This is a genomic window from Furfurilactobacillus cerevisiae (genome assembly GCF_048961765.1).
Classification (GTDB): domain Bacteria; phylum Bacillota; class Bacilli; order Lactobacillales; family Lactobacillaceae; genus Furfurilactobacillus; species Furfurilactobacillus milii_A.
This window is the reverse complement of sequence record NZ_CP185253.1, coordinates 1,472,443-1,489,291: the sequence shown is the minus strand read 5'-3', so window position 1 is coordinate 1,489,291 and position 16,849 is coordinate 1,472,443. Positions and strand designations below refer to the sequence as shown.

The 16,849-nt window shown below is 44.9% G+C and carries 15 protein-coding genes; 1 reads left to right on the top strand and 14 read right to left on the bottom strand.

What is annotated here, in order from left to right; all coding sequences use genetic code 11:
* Nucleotides 1-275 precede the first annotated feature (275 nt).
* The 14 genes from ABUE36_RS07085 to rimP form a co-directional block, all read right to left on the bottom strand.
* Nucleotides 276-614, bottom strand: coding sequence for a hypothetical protein (locus ABUE36_RS07085; RefSeq protein ID WP_161001226.1), 339 nt, complete (start codon nucleotides 612-614; stop codon nucleotides 276-278).
* 69 nt (nucleotides 615-683) lie between these two features.
* Nucleotides 684-2,525, bottom strand: a complete 1,842-nt coding sequence (lepA, locus tag ABUE36_RS07080; protein ID WP_161001225.1) for a translation elongation factor 4 — start codon at nucleotides 2,523-2,525, stop codon at nucleotides 684-686.
* 260 nt (nucleotides 2,526-2,785) lie between these two features.
* Nucleotides 2,786-3,919 carry a molecular chaperone DnaJ gene (gene dnaJ / locus ABUE36_RS07075; protein ID WP_421016472.1) on the bottom strand — a complete coding sequence of 378 codons (1,134 nt, stop codon included), beginning with the start codon at nucleotides 3,917-3,919 and terminating at the stop codon, nucleotides 2,786-2,788.
* A gap of 175 nt (nucleotides 3,920-4,094) precedes the next feature.
* Nucleotides 4,095-5,960 carry a molecular chaperone DnaK gene (gene dnaK, locus ABUE36_RS07070; protein WP_161001520.1) on the bottom strand — a complete coding sequence of 622 codons (1,866 nt, stop codon included), beginning with the start codon at nucleotides 5,958-5,960 and terminating at the stop codon, nucleotides 4,095-4,097.
* A 28-nt stretch (nucleotides 5,961-5,988) separates the two neighbouring features.
* Nucleotides 5,989-6,585: a nucleotide exchange factor GrpE gene (gene grpE / locus ABUE36_RS07065; RefSeq protein ID WP_161001224.1), complete on the bottom strand. Its 597-nt coding sequence runs from the start codon at nucleotides 6,583-6,585 to the stop codon at nucleotides 5,989-5,991.
* 53 nt (nucleotides 6,586-6,638) lie between these two features.
* Nucleotides 6,639-7,682, bottom strand: a complete 1,044-nt coding sequence (gene hrcA, locus ABUE36_RS07060) for a heat-inducible transcriptional repressor HrcA (protein WP_026017153.1) — start codon at nucleotides 7,680-7,682, stop codon at nucleotides 6,639-6,641.
* A gap of 230 nt (nucleotides 7,683-7,912) precedes the next feature.
* Nucleotides 7,913-8,887 (bottom strand): riboflavin biosynthesis protein RibF, encoded by a 975-nt coding sequence (ribF, locus tag ABUE36_RS07055; RefSeq protein WP_421016471.1) that lies wholly within the window; start codon nucleotides 8,885-8,887, stop codon nucleotides 7,913-7,915.
* A gap of 41 nt (nucleotides 8,888-8,928) precedes the next feature.
* On the bottom strand, nucleotides 8,929-9,837 hold the full coding sequence (gene truB / locus ABUE36_RS07050) for a tRNA pseudouridine(55) synthase TruB (RefSeq protein ID WP_161001222.1): 909 nt from the start codon (nucleotides 9,835-9,837) through the stop codon (nucleotides 8,929-8,931).
* A 137-nt stretch (nucleotides 9,838-9,974) separates the two neighbouring features.
* A complete protein-coding gene (gene rbfA, locus ABUE36_RS07045; protein ID WP_017261976.1) occupies nucleotides 9,975-10,337 on the bottom strand; it encodes a 30S ribosome-binding factor RbfA in 363 nt (120 codons plus the stop codon).
* Between the two features lie 45 nt (nucleotides 10,338-10,382).
* Nucleotides 10,383-13,271 carry a translation initiation factor IF-2 gene (gene infB / locus ABUE36_RS07040; RefSeq protein WP_421016470.1) on the bottom strand — a complete coding sequence of 963 codons (2,889 nt, stop codon included), beginning with the start codon at nucleotides 13,269-13,271 and terminating at the stop codon, nucleotides 10,383-10,385.
* Nucleotides 13,272-13,284: 13 nt separating this feature from the next.
* Nucleotides 13,285-13,596, bottom strand: coding sequence for a YlxQ-related RNA-binding protein (locus tag ABUE36_RS07035; RefSeq protein WP_161001220.1), 312 nt, complete (start codon nucleotides 13,594-13,596; stop codon nucleotides 13,285-13,287).
* Nucleotides 13,593-13,895 (bottom strand): RNase P modulator RnpM, encoded by a 303-nt coding sequence (gene rnpM / locus ABUE36_RS07030; protein ID WP_161001219.1) that lies wholly within the window; start codon nucleotides 13,893-13,895, stop codon nucleotides 13,593-13,595. The genes ABUE36_RS07035 and rnpM overlap by 4 nt, the downstream gene beginning before the upstream one ends.
* Nucleotides 13,896-13,931: 36 nt before the next feature.
* Nucleotides 13,932-15,089 (bottom strand): transcription termination factor NusA, encoded by a 1,158-nt coding sequence (nusA, locus tag ABUE36_RS07025; protein WP_161001218.1) that lies wholly within the window; start codon nucleotides 15,087-15,089, stop codon nucleotides 13,932-13,934.
* Nucleotides 15,090-15,164: 75 nt separating this feature from the next.
* A complete protein-coding gene (rimP, locus tag ABUE36_RS07020) occupies nucleotides 15,165-15,647 on the bottom strand; it encodes a ribosome maturation factor RimP (protein WP_421016469.1) in 483 nt (160 codons plus the stop codon).
* 195 nt (nucleotides 15,648-15,842) lie between these two features.
* Between rimP and ABUE36_RS07015 the strand changes: the two genes are divergently transcribed.
* Nucleotides 15,843-16,814: a VOC family protein gene (locus ABUE36_RS07015; protein ID WP_161001216.1), complete on the top strand. Its 972-nt coding sequence runs from the start codon at nucleotides 15,843-15,845 to the stop codon at nucleotides 16,812-16,814.
* Nucleotides 16,815-16,849 lie beyond the last annotated feature (35 nt).

The following is a 16,849-nucleotide window of genomic DNA, read 5'->3' as shown; positions in this document are numbered from 1 at the left end:
TCCAACCTTTTTCTGAACTCTATTGTCCCAAAAATTAACTAAAAATACCATCACTGAGCTTGTACCGTCAGTTTATCATTTCTATAACCAACTATTGAAACCACTAGATTAACAACCTATTACACCCGTCGTACCTATTGGATACAGTGTGCCGATTTTCAGCCCTTGAAGCAAAAAAATCTCCCTGCGCCGAATTAATCTACTACTCGACACAAAGAGATATTAATCAGTTATTATCAGTGGCTTAAAACACCGAAGGCGCTCACACCGTGAGTTCATTCACCAACGTGTTCTTCACGTTCAGCCGCTTTCCGAACTTTTGCATATCGTTCCCGTCCATCATCTGTCAAGATATGGCTGGCCAAGTATTTCAATAACTCATTTTCATCTTGAAATACCCGTGGATTATGTTGTCCGTGAAGACGAAGATCAATTTCGTCAATTTTTAACCGCCCAGTCCAACTATGACTGTACTTTGCAATCAAACGGTTATTGAGCTTCTTCTTACCAAAGCGGAGGACGTACACGTGTTGTGGCACCATCATCGGCCGAATGTACGTCTTCTCATATTTAAACTGACTTGCTTTCAAAAACGTTTTGGTCCGTGCTAACACACGCTCACCTCCAATTTGTCTTTCTTATTTTGCTCATTAATTCACCAATAGTCAATGTCAAATGAACAATTATTTCGTTTTATGGCTTTCTTCTTCGTCAGTCTGAAGGACAGCCATAAATGCTTCTTGTGGCACATCGACGATTCCGACGGCCTTCATCCGTTTCTTACCGGCTTTTTGCTTTTCAAGTAGCTTCATCCGACGCGTGCGGTCACCACCATACAGGTGAGCCGTTACATCCTTCCGATAAGCCTTGATATCAGATCGTGCCACTACCTTGGCGCCAATGGCCGCCTGAACCGGGATTTCAAAGTTCTGACGAGGAATAATCGTTTTCAAACGACCAACGATGGTTCGACCACGATTGGCTGCAAATTCACGCGCAACAATAAAGCTCAGCGCATCAACTTTATCCCCGTTCAGTAAAATATCAATCTTAACAAGATCACCTGGGCGGTATTCATCCAACTCATAATCTAAGGATGCATAACCACGGGTGCTACTTTTAAGGCGGTCAAAAAAGTCAAAGATGATTTCAGATAATGGCATGTAGTATATCACGTTTACCCGGTGATCATCAAGATATGCCATCGTATCAAAGTCACCGCGTTTGCGTTGGCATAATTCCATCACTGCGCCAACATAATCGTTTGGCACCATGATGGTTGCCTTAACGTAAGGCTCATTGATCGTTTTAATGTTGGAAGGATCCGGCATTTCAGACGGGTTTTCCACAATGACTTGAGAACCATCTGTCATATCCACATGGTACGTAACAGAAGGTGCCGTGGTAATTAAATCCAGATCAAACTCACGTTCCAACCGTTCCTGAACCACGTCCATATGCAACATTCCTAGGAATCCACAACGAAAGCCTGAGCCCAATGCCTGCGATTTTTCCGGTTCGAAGACTAATGCCGCATCGTTAAGCTGTAACTTCTCCAAAGCGTCACGCAAATCGTTGTACTTACCATTATCAGTTGGATATAGCCCTGCGTAGACCATTGGATTCATTTTACGATAACCCGGCAAGGCCTTTTCAGTGGGATTAACCGCGTCTGTGACCGTATCACCCACTCGCGTATCCGCAATGTCCTTAATGGATGCGGTGATGTAGCCAACATCTCCGGCCATCAACACATCACGTTTGATTGGCTTAGGTGAGTTAACACCAACTTCAGTCACTTCATACTCTGTTCCCGAATTCATCAAACGAATGTGGTCGCCAGGCTTAACTGTTCCCTCCATAATTCGAAGGCTCAAAACAACACCACGGTAATCATCATAGATTGAATCAAAAATCAACGCTTTTAATGGCTTGTCCAAATCACCTGTCGGCGCAGGCACCTGGTGCACGATTTGCTCAAGAATATCAGTTATCCCAATCCCGCTTTTGGCACTAGCTAAAACGGCGTTAGATGCATCAATGCCAATGTCTTCTTCAATTTCTTGACGAACAACTTCTGGCTGAGCCGATGGCAGATCAATTTTGTTAATAACCGGCAGAATCTCTAGATCATTATCTAACGCTAAATACGTATTCGCTAATGTCTGAGCTTCTACACCCTGAGCAGCATCTACCACCAATAAGGCCCCTTCACACGCCGCTAATGAGCGTGAGACTTCATAAGAAAAGTCCACGTGTCCAGGTGTATCAATTAGGTGAAAGATATAGGTTTCCCCATCCTTCGCGTGATAGTGTAGCTCCACTGCATTTAATTTGATCGTAATCCCACGTTCACGTTCCAGCGGCATGTCATCCAGCACTTGATTCTGCATTTCCCGTTTGGACACAGTATCGGTCAGCTCTAGAATGCGATCAGCCAAGGTTGATTTACCGTGATCGATATGGGCAACAATCGAAAAATTTCGAATATGTCGCTGTCGTTCCTGCATTTCCGTTAGATCCATGCACATTTCCTCCCTGTGACTCACGAAGCTAATCTTCGGTATTGTCACACATTACCTTTTGATAACGTTGAATTCTAAACACTTATTATACCAATGATCTTGGCCTGCGACAATTTATATCAAACAAATGGTCGCCTAAAGTTTCCACTAGTGCTCAAACAATCGGCAGGCTTCAATTCGCTAGTATAAAGATAAAGACGTACTCTGCAGTTATTTTACCGCAGAATACGCCTTGTCATTCATTTCCATTCAACTGCTTATTAACGTCGGCCAAATAGACCGCCATGACCAGTTGGGACATCTTCACCGCTAGCCTTGGCAAAAGCTTTAAGTGCATCCTTTTGAGCCTTATTAAGACCCTTAGGTGTTTGAACCGTTACTGTAACGCGTTCATCACCATTACCATTGCCGCGCAAATGAGGTGCACCCTTGCCGCGCAACCTAAAATTAGTACCAGTCTGCGTACCAGCTGGAATCTTCAAGTTAACGTTACCATGTACGGTTTTCACTTCAATTTCGTCACCTAACGCCGCTTGAGCAAACGTCAACGGTTGACTGAAGTAAATATCGGCGCCATCACGCTGAAAATCTTTACTTGGTTGAACCGTAAAGACAATGTATAAGTCTCCGTAAGGACCGCCATTTGTTCCGGCTTCACCTTGACCTTGTAAGCGCATTTGTTGACCATCGTCGACACCTGCAGGAACAGTGACTTCGATTTCGTGGTTTTCAGTATTGTGACCTGTCCCGTGACAGGTTGGGCACTTTTCTTTAATCTCTTTACCAGTACCGCCACAAACGTCACAAACTTGTTGTGAACGCATCTGACCCAGTGGTGTATTGCGCACTGTTTCAACGTAGCCAGTGCCACCACATTTATGACACGTTACCGGAGAGGTACCAGGCTTAGCCCCGTTACCGCCACAAGTGTGGCAAACTTCTTCACGGTCATATTTAATTGTCGTTTTTTTACCGAAAATGGCTTCTTCGAACTTTAAGCTCATCGAGTACTGTAAGTCCTGACCAGGTTGCGGTGCGCTTGGATTGCGGCGAGATGCACCACCGCCCCCAAACATTTGACTAAAGATATCGTCAAAACCGCCAAAGCTTTGACCACCACTAAAGCCACCAAAGCCCTGACCTCCGAAACCACCTTGGCCACCGCCGAACTGCTGCCCAGTATCACCATATTGGTCATATTGTTGGCGCTTTTGCGGATCGCCAATCTTTTCGTAAGCATCAGCAACTTCCTTAAACTTTTCCTCAGCATCTGGGGCTTTATTCAAGTCCGGGTGATACTTTTTGGAAAGTTTACGAAACGCCTTTTTAATCTCATCCTGAGACGCATCCCGACCCACGCCGAGCACGTCATACGGGTCTCTTCCTTGAGACATGTGTGAACCCCCAATTAAAGCTTGTCATGTCGATAACCTAGTACCGAATACCATGAGCTTCTGCCTTTTGTTTAGTATTGCGTAAGTTTACCACAGAAATGGTCTTCACATACACAAAGAGTCAAAGATGCGCATGCGCCTTTGACTCTTGTATCGCTATTTCTTATGCGAAAGACTACTTCTTGTCGTCAGGGTTAACCTCTTTAAAGTCGCCATCAACCGTCTTGCCATCGCCGTCAGCAGAACCTGCTTGACTATCATCCTGACCAGCAGCTGAACCATCAGCAGCTTGTCCGGAGCTAGCATTTTGTTGATACAACTTAACCGTAAGGTCTTGAACGATCTTGTTCAATTCATCCTTCTTGGTCTTCATTTCTTCAACGTTGTTGTCAGATTGAGCCTTCTTCAATGCATCGCGTGCATCGGTTGCCTTCTTAACTTCGTCATCAGAAACTTTGCCCTTAAGTTCTTCCAAAGTCTTGTCAACTTGGAACAATAATTGGTCGACTTCGTTCTTAAGGTCAGCATCTTCCTTGCGCTTCTTGTCCGCGTCAGCGTTTTCTTCGGCTTCTTTCTTCATCCGTTCGATTTCGTCGTCAGACAAACCGGAGTTACTCTTAATGGTAATCTTTTGTTCCTTGTTCGTTCCCATATCCTTAGCGGAAACGTTAACGATCCCGTTCTTATCAATGTCAAACGTAACTTGAATTTGTGGGACACCACGAGGTGCAGCAGGAATATCACTTAATTGGAAGTTACCCAATGTCTTGTTATCAGCTGCCATTGGTCGTTCACCTTGGAGCACGTGAATATCAACAGCCGGTTGGTTATCGGCAGCAGTTGAGAATGTTTGACTCTTAGATGTTGGAATCGTTGTGTTACGATCAATCAACTTCGTGAAGACACCACCCATGGTTTCGATACCAAGTGACAATGGCGTAACATCAAGCAAAACAACATCCTTCACATCACCAGTAATAACACCACCTTGAACAGCGGCACCAAGAGCAACGGCTTCATCAGGGTTGATGGAGTGGTTAGGTTCCTTGCCGGCCATGTCCTTAACAGCTTCTTGAACAGCTGGAATCCGAGTAGAACCACCGTTTAAGATAACTTCGTCAATGTCGTCCATTGACAAGTCTGCATCACGCAAAGCGTTTTGAACAGGTGTCTTAGTCCGTTCGATTAAGTCAGCCGTCATTTGGTTGAATTGAGCACGTGACAATGTTTCTTCCAAATGTAATGGGCCGTTATCACCACTGGAAATAAATGGCAAACTAATTTGCGCTTCATTAACACCTGACAGGTCCTTCTTGGCCTTTTCAGCAGCATCCTTCAACCGTTGCATAGCCATGGTGTCTTTGGATAAGTCCACACCATTGGTCTTCTTGAAGCCATCAACTAACCAGTCAATGATCTTTTGGTCAAAGTCGTCACCACCAAGATGCGTGTCACCATTCGTTGACAGGACATCAAATACACCGTCACCTAATTCAAGAATAGAAACATCAAATGTCCCACCACCAAGGTCGTAGACTAAGATTTTTTCATCTTTGTCTTTTTTGTCCAAACCATAAGCTAAAGCAGAAGCCGTTGGTTCGTTAATGATTCGTTCAACATTTAAACCAGCAATTTTACCAGCATCTTTGGTAGCTTGGCGTTGAGCATCGTTGAAGTATGCAGGAACAGTAATAACCGCTTGTTCAACCTTTTCACCAAGGTAATCTTCAGCAAAACCCTTGATATACTGTAAGATCATTGCTGAAATTTCTTGAGGCGTATATTTCTTACCTTCAATATCAACCGTGTAGCCTGCTTCACCCATGTGACGCTTGATTGAACGAACGGTGTTAGGGTTAGTGATTGCTTGCCGTTTGGCAACTTCCCCGACCTGTGTTTCACCATTCTTGAATGAGACAACGGATGGCGTTGTCCGGTTACCTTCTGGATTAGCGATAATCTTTGGTTGACTGCCTTCAAGAACAGCAACCGCTGAGTTCGTAGTACCTAAGTCAATTCCAATAATTTTAGCCATTTTTATAAACTTCCTTATTATTTAATCTAATTGCTTACTGCGCGACAACGACCATCGCTGGACGTAAAACGCGATCTTTAAGCATGTAGCCCTTTTGAAGCACCGCCACAACGGTGTCCGGCTTCTGATCAGGGCCAACCGGTGTGGTCTGGACTGCTTGGTGCAGCGTTGGATCAAACGGTTTGTTGAGCGCTTCAATCTCCGTCACGTTATTTTCCTTCAAAGCATTTTGAAGGTGGTTATACACCATTTCAACACCGTGCTTCAACTGCTTTGCAGCCTCATCCTGAACATCCGTATTCAACGCGCGTTCAAGGTTATCCAACTCGGGAACGACATCGTGCGCCAGTTGTTGACCATCGTACTTCATCAACTGCGCAGTTTCCTTCTTTTGCCGCTGTTGAATGTTGGCAATTTCTGCCTGTGCTCGAAGTAGTTGATCATCCTTCTCTGCCAACTTATCATTCAGCTTATCAATTTCAGCAGATTGATCGACAGTATCATTTCCCGTTGGCTGTTGAACCTTTTTCTTAATGTCCTTAGCCGTTGGATCCTTCGCTTTAGCTGCGTTTGCCTTAGCTTGTTGATCATCTTTCGCTGCTGATGATTGGGCTTCTTTTTTATTTGACAAACTGCCACCTCCATTTAATTTTATAGTCAAACCACTGGTGACTGTTAAAAAAATTAGTCATCCAGGTTTCGATAATAATCCAAAAGCTTAGCGGCCAGTTCTTGTCGGAATGCACCAACTAAACCAATCATCCGCGAATATGGCATCCGCGTTGGACCTAACACGGCAATCATACCTCTTCCGTGGGAACCCACATCGTAAGTTCCTGTAACCAAACTATAATGCTTTAGCAAATCATTGGTAATCTCATTACCAATTTTCACCTGCACTTTATTGTCCGGTGGGCTTAAAACACTGGCGATGTCATCCGACGTGTCAAACAATTGATACAGTGATTTTAAGTCCTGCGGATTGTGGTTAACAGAAAAGTTCAGCAAGTTTAAGCGACCACCAACGAAGAAACGTTCAGTAGCTGCTTGGTCCAGCACACGACCGAAAATTTGTAAAAAGCCTTCCGGTGTCTGCATGTACTGACCAACTTTCGCAGGGATTTCCACACGTAGTTTGTCCACAATCTCAGTGATCGGCAAGCCAACCAACTGATCATTAATCAAACGAACTACTGTTTCCAGCTGATCGCTGGACATTGAGCGTGGAATCGTGAACGTTTGGTTAGCAACTTCACCGCTGTCCATCACCAAAATTGCCATCACCTGTCGATTGCCTAAAGGCACCAACCGAAACCCACTTAGTCGCGCATCCGCCTGTTCAGGCTTGAGCGTGAACGCAGTGTAAGAAGTCAATTCAGATAATAAATTTGCTGACTCTTCAATGATTTCATCAATCTTATTGAAAGAACCGCTCAATTCATTTTGAATTAACTGAATATCGGCATGTGCCACCGCATCATTATTAACCAGATGGTCAACATAGTAACGGTAACCTGCCAGTGATGGAATCCGTCCCGAAGACGTATGCTCTTTTTGAACATAACCTTGTTCTTCCAACGATGCCATTTCATTGCGGATTGTTGCAGAGCTAACGTGAATTGGCAAGCGGGCTGCGAGGGCCTTAGACCCAACTGCCGCACCGGTTTCCGTATACTCACGCACAATAGCTTGCAAAATCACTTTTTGTCGTTCTGTTAGCGTCTTAATCACCCCTTTTAGCACTTACGCTATTTGAGTGCTAAGAACAGTTACTAATATAACAACTTGGTCAAACAAAGTCAAACAATTTTGGCGAGTTCAAACATCTTTTGTTAATTATTTTTTTCAACGCACTTAACCGTCAAATGATAGATCGAATTGCACAGTATCTTCCGTCTAAAAACAATAAAAGAACGGCTTCTTTCCCAATATGGAAAAAACCGTTCTTTCGTTAAAAGTTACTGTTTCATCGATAAATGTTCAACGGGTCCTTCGAGGTGTTTCGCCATGAACACCCGTGTATCGGCAGCATCCTGATCTAGTTGACGTACCAAAGCATCAGCACCGTCAAACTTAACTTGACCGCGCAGATATGCGCCCCAAGCGACCTTAACCTCTTCACCGTAAACCTCCTGATTAAAATCAAGCAGATTAATCTCGATAGTGACAGGCCGATGTTCACCAAACGTTTCGTTGCGGCCTATTGACGCCATGCCCGGATACCATCGCTGACCGATTTGGAGCCACACTGCGTAAATCCCAATGCCTGGAACCCGTTCACTCGCTGTCGGATCAACATTGGCCGTTGGATAGCCCAATGTCCGCCCACGCGCCTCACCGTGAACAATAATTCCGGTAGTTTGGTACGTGTATCCCAACAACTCGTTGGCTTCTGCCAGTTGACCGTCATCAATTAACTGACGAATTCGAGTCGAACTATCCTTTGCTTGGTCAATGGCCACTTGTTTGACCTCAACCACATCAAAACGCCCCTTAGCATAAGCCGGTAATTGTGCCATCCCGGCGATGGCCTTCTTGCCATACGTATGATCAAATCCGGCAACCACGGCCACTGCATGTAAGCCAACCATGTAATCGTCAACAAATTCCTGTGGGGCAACTGCCGACAACTGGGAGGTAAAACTAATTCCATACACAATATCAACACCGAGCTGATTTAATAATTCTAGTTTACGGTCAAACGTTGATAAGTAGCGAAAAGAGTCAACGGATGTTTTGTAAACAATTGAAGGATGATGCGTGTAGGTCAACACCGCAAGTTTGACACCCCGCTCATTGGCCAGTTTACGCGCCCGCTCAATTACCGTCTGGTGACCAATATGCACACCATCGAAAAATCCCATTGCTAAAACAACCGGTCCATCAGGAATTTGTTCTGGTCGGTATGGATGTCGTAAATAAATAACTTGCAATGTTTCGCACCTTCAATATCAAAAATTTTAATTCACACCCATTACAGATGATTCGAAAACATTTTCAGTGGTTTGGCTACTTTACCGTCAGTTGATAATTGGTAAAGCGCCTTAATGTGATTCTGAAACTTAAGGGCAGTGACCCCTTGATCAACCAATACAGAAGGCGACAAAAAACCGCCGTTTGTCACAATCTGCCACTCTGCTAACGTTAGTTCTGTAACAGGATAGTGGGCCAGCGCGACATCAATTGGCAATAAATACTGATTTATATTACCCTCGGTCATTGCGTCGGCAACCTGTTCTAAAGTGACTGTTTGTGACAGATCAAAACCGCCACTTTTCAAACGTGTCAAATCACTCATAACAGCAGGGACGCCCAACGCTTCACCCAATTGAACGGAAAGCGTTCGAACATAAGTCCCCTTACCACACCCAATCTCAAACGGAATCACTTGAGTTCCGCTTTCTTTATCGAAACTAGTTGGTCCCGTTTGTTCAAAACGATCGACATGAATATGACGTACTGGACGTTCAACTGTTTCCCCAGCCCGAGCGTACTCGTATAGCTTCCGCCCATTAACTTTGACTGCTGAATACATCGGTGGAATTTGATCGATGTCGCCAGTCAACCCCATCATGGCGTGCAAAATTTGAGCATCAGTAAATGGCTGCGTTAAGTGTTTTCGAGCAATCTCCGCCCCGTCTAAATCTTCAGTTTCCGTGGCAAATCCCAACGTCACTGTGCCACGGTAAACCTTTCCTGAAGCCATTAAATATGGCACAACCTTCGTAGCCGGCCCCACACAGATAGGCAACACACCATCAACATTGGGATCTAATGTTCCAGAATGGCCAATCTTTTTTGTGTGCAATATTTTTCTCAGTTTAAAGACCACGTCATGACTCGTCATTCCACGCGGCTTATTAATCGGCAAAATGCCTTCCATGGCAGCAGTAACCTCACTTCATCTTTTAAGAATAGGCCAACGTACAGTGGCCCATCAATTTGAATTAATAACGGTCACAATTATAACCTAGCAAAAACTAAAAAGCGACTGCCAGTCTTGGCAGTCGCTTTTTAGGATTAGTCACGTTCTTGTTGATGTAATTTATTAATTAATTCATCAATATGATTACCATACTGAACGGATTTATCTTGCTCAAACGTGATTTCTGGTGTCTTGTAAATGCTTAGCCGACTGCCAAGTTCACTACGAATCAAACCACTGGCCTTACTCAATCCAGCTGCAGCCTTTTCGTTATCACTCGCCTTATCGGACAAGATACTGTAATACAATGTTGCTTCTTGCAAGTCGCCCGTTACCTCAACACCGGTAATAGTGACACCGGCTACACGAGGATCACGGACCCGCTTAAGCAAAATATCAGCAACTTCACGTTGAATCTCCTGTTCCAGGCGACCCACACGATAATGCTTATTTGGCATCGTCTTTCACTCCTAACGTTACTTGAATTTACTAGACTACCGAGATTATTCGACGGGAACTTCCTTCATCACGAAGGCTTCGATAACGTCGCCAACCTTGATGTCGTTATAACCAGCTATGGTTAGACCAAGATCAAAACCGGCTTTAACCTGCTTAACCTGATCCTTGAACCGTTGTAGAGAGCCCAGCTTACCTTCGTAAACGACGACACCATCACGAACCAGACGAACACCGGCATCGCTACTGATGTAGCCTTCTGTAACCATACCACCGACAACAGTACCGACTTTAGAAACTTTGTAAAGTTCACGAACCTCAACCTGACCAGTAACTTCTTCTTTGTAGACAGGTTCAAGCATGCCCTTCATCGCTGATTCAATTTCATCAATAGCATTGTAGATAACGTTGTGCAAACGAATGTCCACACCATCGCTATCAGCCTGCGACTTGGCTTGAGCGGTCGGACGAACATTAAATCCAACAATGATCGCATTTGAAGCCTCGGCCAGAGTAACATCACTTTCATTGATGGCACCAACGGCCTGATGAATAATGTTAACCCGAACACCATCAACCTGAATCTTCTGGAATGAAGTTGCTAACGCTTCAACAGAACCTTGAACATCGGCCTTGATGATAACGTCAACTTCCTTCATTTCGCCTTCCTTCATGGTGTCGAACAAATTGTCCAACGTCACGTGGTTAGCATGAGAGCGTTCTTCAACTAAGGCACGTTTAGCACGTTCCTCACCAGCTGCCCGAGCAGATTTTTCATCTTCAAAGACAACAAACTTGTCGCCGGCTTCTGGTACATCGTTCATCCCTGTGATTTCCACTGGTGTTGCAGGTGTAGCTTCTTTAACGGTCCGACCACGATCATTGTTCATGGTTCGAATCCGTCCGTAAGTGTTCCCAATAACAATTGGATCACCGACTTCAAGCGTACCTTCTTGAACTAAGACAGTGGCAACAGGGCCACGACCTTTGTCCAAACGTGCTTCAATAACTGAACCGAGAGCACGCTGTTCTGGATCTGCCTTGAGTTCCATCAAGTCAGCTTGCAAAAGAATCATGTCCAACAATTCATCCAGGTTCTTATCGTACTTGGCTGAAATTTCGACAAAGATGGTATCGCCACCCCAGTCTTCAGGAATCAAATTGTAAGCAGACAACTGTTCAATAACATGGTTCGGGTTGGCACCTGGTTTATCAATCTTGTTAACGGCCACGATAATTGGCGTCTTAGCAGCTTGCGCGTGGTGAATAGCTTCAATTGTTTGAGGCATAACACCATCATCAGCAGCAACGACCAAAATCGTAATATCAGTAATGTCAGCACCACGTGCACGCATAGCGGTAAAGGCCGCGTGTCCTGGTGTATCGATAAAGGTAATCTTACGACCCTTTAATTCAACTTGATAAGCACCAATCTTCTGAGTGATCCCACCGGCTTCACCAGCCGTAATGTGAGAATTACGCAGTTGATCCAACAGTGTTGTTTTACCATGGTCAACGTGACCCATGATTGTTACAACTGGTGGACGTGGTACTAGCTTAGTTGGATCAGTTGTCGATTGCTCTTCGAAGAATTTGTCGATATCGGCAATATCTTCCTTAGGCTTTTCTTGAGCCTCGATACCGTAATCAGCTGCCAAAATTTCAATGGTATCCTTATCCAAACTTTGGTTTTGGTTAACCATGACACCCAGCATGAATAATTTCTTAACGATTTCCGCAGTCTCACGGTGCAAGATTTTACTCAAGTCCTGAGCGTTCATGCCAACGTCATACATCAATACATCTGGTAATGGACGTTCCTTACGAGTTGGTGCTGGCTGTGCTTGGGCAGTCTGCTTAATTCGTTGATTACGTTTATTACGCTTTTGGTGCTTCTGTCCATATTGTTGTTGGCCACGGCCACCACGACGGTTGTTATTGCCAAAACGGTTACCATTGCTACTATTACTGAAACGGTTATTACGACCACTGCCATTGCTGTTGTTATTGGATGACGATGCACCGACATTAGCAGTTGGTCGGCTCGAAGTGCGCGAACTCGTGTTGCGCGAGTTGGTACTGTTCCGGTTGTTTGAGTTACCAGAATTGTTGGAGCCGTTGTTGTTACGTGATCCATAACTACGATTATTGTCACGGCCACCATTGTTAGTATTGCTACCATTACGGTTGTTGTTACTGTTATAGCCACCATTACGTCCGTTTGAATGCGAACTGTTGGTGCGACCAGTACGGTTAGCCGTTGTGTGATTATTATTGTTATTGCGTGAACTATTGTTACCGCCGTTACGTTGATCAGTGTTTCTAGCAGCCGGTCGAGACTGAGTTGGTCGACTCGTCGTATGAGTAGCAGCAGAACGCGGTGCATGACTTGTAGCGCTTGTCTTAGCAGCCGCCTGCGAACGAGGCGTCGTTGATTTAACAGTTGACGAAGCAGTCACTGAAGTTGCAGTGGACTGAACAGCTTGTGATGTCGCTTTAGCCGCAGTACTCGTTGCAGTTTGTGAAGCAGGCGCTTGAGAGCGTGGTGCAGTTGACTGCTGTTCTTGCTGACGCTTTGTTTGACGATTATTCGTCCGTGGATTACTCAAATTCATGATCCGCCCTTCGCCGTGTAAGTTGGCCCCGTTTCGGCCAAAATTAGTATGACGACGGTCCGATTTCTTATTATTGTTGATCAAATGGTGAACGACTTTGCGTTTAGGTGCGTTATCACCAGACTTTTCATTTGCCGCTGCATTGGCAGCTTTCGCTTGAACAGTCGGTTTAATAATCCCACGTAACGTCTTTTCTTGAGCATCACTAATGGTCGCCATGTGATTATTAAAACTCATCCCCTTGGCGCTTGCCTTCGTTAGGAGCTCCTTGCTGGAAACATTAAGTTCCTTCGCGAGTTCATAGATTCGCTTATTGGCCATCCTTTCACTCTCCTCATTTCATTTTATCCAATAACGTTTGCATTTTTTTGGCGAAGCCAGCGTTGCTGACGCCTAATGCTGAACGTTGTCGTCCCGTAGCCTGACTCAGTTCCGCAACACTAAATGCGGTACTGACCGGTACATGGTAAAAGCTTGCTTTATCAGTTAACTTCTTTTTTGAGCTTGCGCCCATGTCATTTGCAACCCACAGAAAACGAATATTACCTGCTTTAATCGCTGCCAATACCATGGGTTCGCCTGTAACCAACTGGCCCGCCCGTTGTGCCAGGCCAAGAAGGTTTAATAATTGCTGTTCTGGGGTCATTTGTGATCGTCCCCGAACAACTCGCGCCGGGCTTGCTGGTGATCGACGTAAGCAATTAACTCTTCATAGAAGGCGTCGTCAACTTTCATTCCAAACGCCTTGTCCAAGCTATGCTCATGTTGTGCCTTTTTAGCCGTCGCTGTATCAATGGTCACATAGGCGCCACGACCATTTTGCTTACCCGTTGGATCGATTGTGACTTCATTTTCCTTATTTTTGACTACACGAATCAAGTCTTTTTTCGGAAACATGTCGCCACTGACGATGTCTTTACGCATGGGTACTTTACGTTGATGCATCACAATTCCCCCTTAAGGTTAAAAACTAGTGCCAGTCTACTCTTCGGACTGATCGTCGTCTTCGCCCTTTTCAAAATCGGGCTTGTCGACCTCAACGTCTGATCCAGCTTCAACATACTCCTGATCATCCGCATCTTCAAACAAGTTGGCAGCTTCAGTTTCTGACTTAATGTCAATCTTGAAACCAGTCAGCTTAGCAGCTAAACGGGCATTTTGTCCACGTTTACCAATGGCTAATGACAATTGATAATCCGGAACAACAACCGTGCAGGCCCGCTCGTTTTCAGAATCAAACACAACGTCAACAACTTCAGCCGGGTTCAGTGAGTTTGCAACGTATTGCGCTTCGTCATCCACCCATTCAACGATATCCATGTTTTCGCCGGATAATTCATTAACAATAGATTGGACACGCTGACCACGAGGACCAACACAGGTACCAACAGGATCCAAGTTAGGATCGTTGGACTTTACGGCAATCTTAGCACGATCACCAGCCTCGCGGGCAATCGAAACGATTTCAACAGTCCCATCATAAATTTCTGGCACTTCTTCTTCAAATAAGCGTTTTAGTAACTCTGGGTGTGTCCGGCTAACGAACACTTGTGGTCCCTTAGGGTTATTTTCAACCCGTGAAACATAAACCTTGATCTTATCGTGCATCTTGTAAGTCTCGTTTGGCATCTGGTCTGAACTAGCCATAACGGCTTCTACCGTATTAGAACCACTGCCTAACGTGACGTACAAGTAACGCGTGTCCTGGCGTTCAACTTCACCAGTAACGACTTCATCCATGTACTGACTATATTCATCGTAAACCAAACCACGTTCAGCTTCACGAACTCGTTGCATGATGACTTGCTTAGCAGTCTGAGCGGCAATCCGACCAAAGTTCTTCGGTGTGACTTCAAACTTGATTTCATCGCCAATTTCATAGGCACGGTTAATAGCAACGGCATCTTGTAGACTTACTTGTAACTGGTCGTTTTCGACATCTTCAACCACAGTTTTAACTGCATAGACCTTAATGTCGCCTTTACGTTCATTAAACTCAACATCAACGTTAGCAGCCTGATTATAATTCCGTTTGTAAGCAGAAACTAACGCGGCTTCCAACGCTTCGATAACGACTTGCTTTTTGATCCCTTTTTCTTGTTCAAGAGCGTCTAGCGCCCCAACCAATTCTTTACTCATTTCCTAGTACTCCTTACATGAACCGTCAGGATAACGATTCGCGACTTTAGCCACGATCGCTGTGTCAGTTGTGTTTTAAATACCACTAAAATCAATCGCCAAACGGGCACTTGCAATGGCTTTGCGTTCAATCGTCACTGTTTTAGCAACCCCTTTGACTTTATAATTCAACGTTAATGTTTCCGGCGTAAGTTTAGCCAAAGTACCTTCAAACACCTTCACTTTGTTAATCGGTTGATACAGTGAAATGTGAATGTACTGATTAACTGCGCTTTCAAAATCGGCTTCTTTTTTAAGTGGCCGTTCCGCGCCTGGCGAGGAAACTTCTAAATAGTAAGCTTGGGGAATGGGATCTGGGTCAGCGGCATCAAGCTCCGCACTCAGAGCATCATTCACGATGACACAGTCATCAATGGTAATACCGCCTTGTTTGTCCACGTAGACGCGCAAATACCAGCTTTTACCCTCCTTGACAAATTCAACATCCACAAGCTGAAAATGATGTTCGTCAACGATGGGCTGAACCATCTGGGTAACCGTTTCTGTCACACTGCTCAAGTTTTCCACCTCCTCATTTAGCCCTGAAAAAAGAGCGAGCCACGAATGGCTCACTCTTAGATTAAGAGTCTTAAATTACATGTCATAGTATAGCATCCCAGCGCCAAAAACACAACCAACGGCACCAATCCAAGCATTTTGAGCGTGTTCGGTATAAAATATGATCAAGTTCAACTGATATTGAGGAGGGGTATCATGCTTTTTTCGCCACATCATATTTCATTACTGACCGGTAATGCTTCCGTTAATGCACAATTTTACATTCAAGTACTCGGTCTTAGACTCGTTAAAAATTCCGTCAATCAAGAAGCCGTTCATATTAGACACCTTTATTACGGTAATAATTTGGGCGAGCCTGGCAGCGTGATCACCTTTTTTGTTTTAGACCGCTTAGGCCAACGTCAAGAAGCAAACCACGGACTAACAGGCATCCGGATCGGCATCCCTCGAAACACGACGTCCTATTGGCAAAAGCGGCTTGAAGCGGCCAACTTTCATCCACAGCTCAGCGCTAGTGGGTTAATAGTCACAGATCCGGATGGTGTTTTGTTAACCTTTGTCGAAGTGGATCGTCAATTAACGGAGCGGCAACAGGTGCCAAATGATGTTCCCGTGGAGAATCAAATAGTGGGTCTGCTTGGAACCAATATTGACTATGTTAATTATTCAGAAACAGTCACCTTCTATCAGGATTGGCTGGGGCTCAACGACTTTAATCATCAAATCCCCCTTCCATCGAGCGGCGCAGCCATCACCCTAACATCAGCGCCTGATTCAAAACACCGCTCGCGAATGGGCCGCGGCAGCGTTGATCACATCGCACTACAAGTTCCGGATCAATCAACACTGTTTCGTTATTACAGACGGGCACAATCACTCGGTTTGGACATTGAACTTTATCGTGACCGGGGCTGGTTTCAAAGTATTTATGTTCGTGACCCCTCCGATAACCGAATCGAATTAGCAACTACTGCGCCTGGTTTTGCATTGGAAGAACCAGCCTCCACTATGGGTCAACAACTGTCGCTACCGCCCCTTTTTGCTGACCAAACAGACACTGTCAAGCGTTGGTATGATAAACACAATGTAAAGTTCGACGAAGTAGAACGTTTTGAACATAAGGCCACCCTTAACCAAAGCAAACTGCTGACAAGCAACCTACGATAATCATTACTGAACTGAACATCAAAAGAACGAAACAA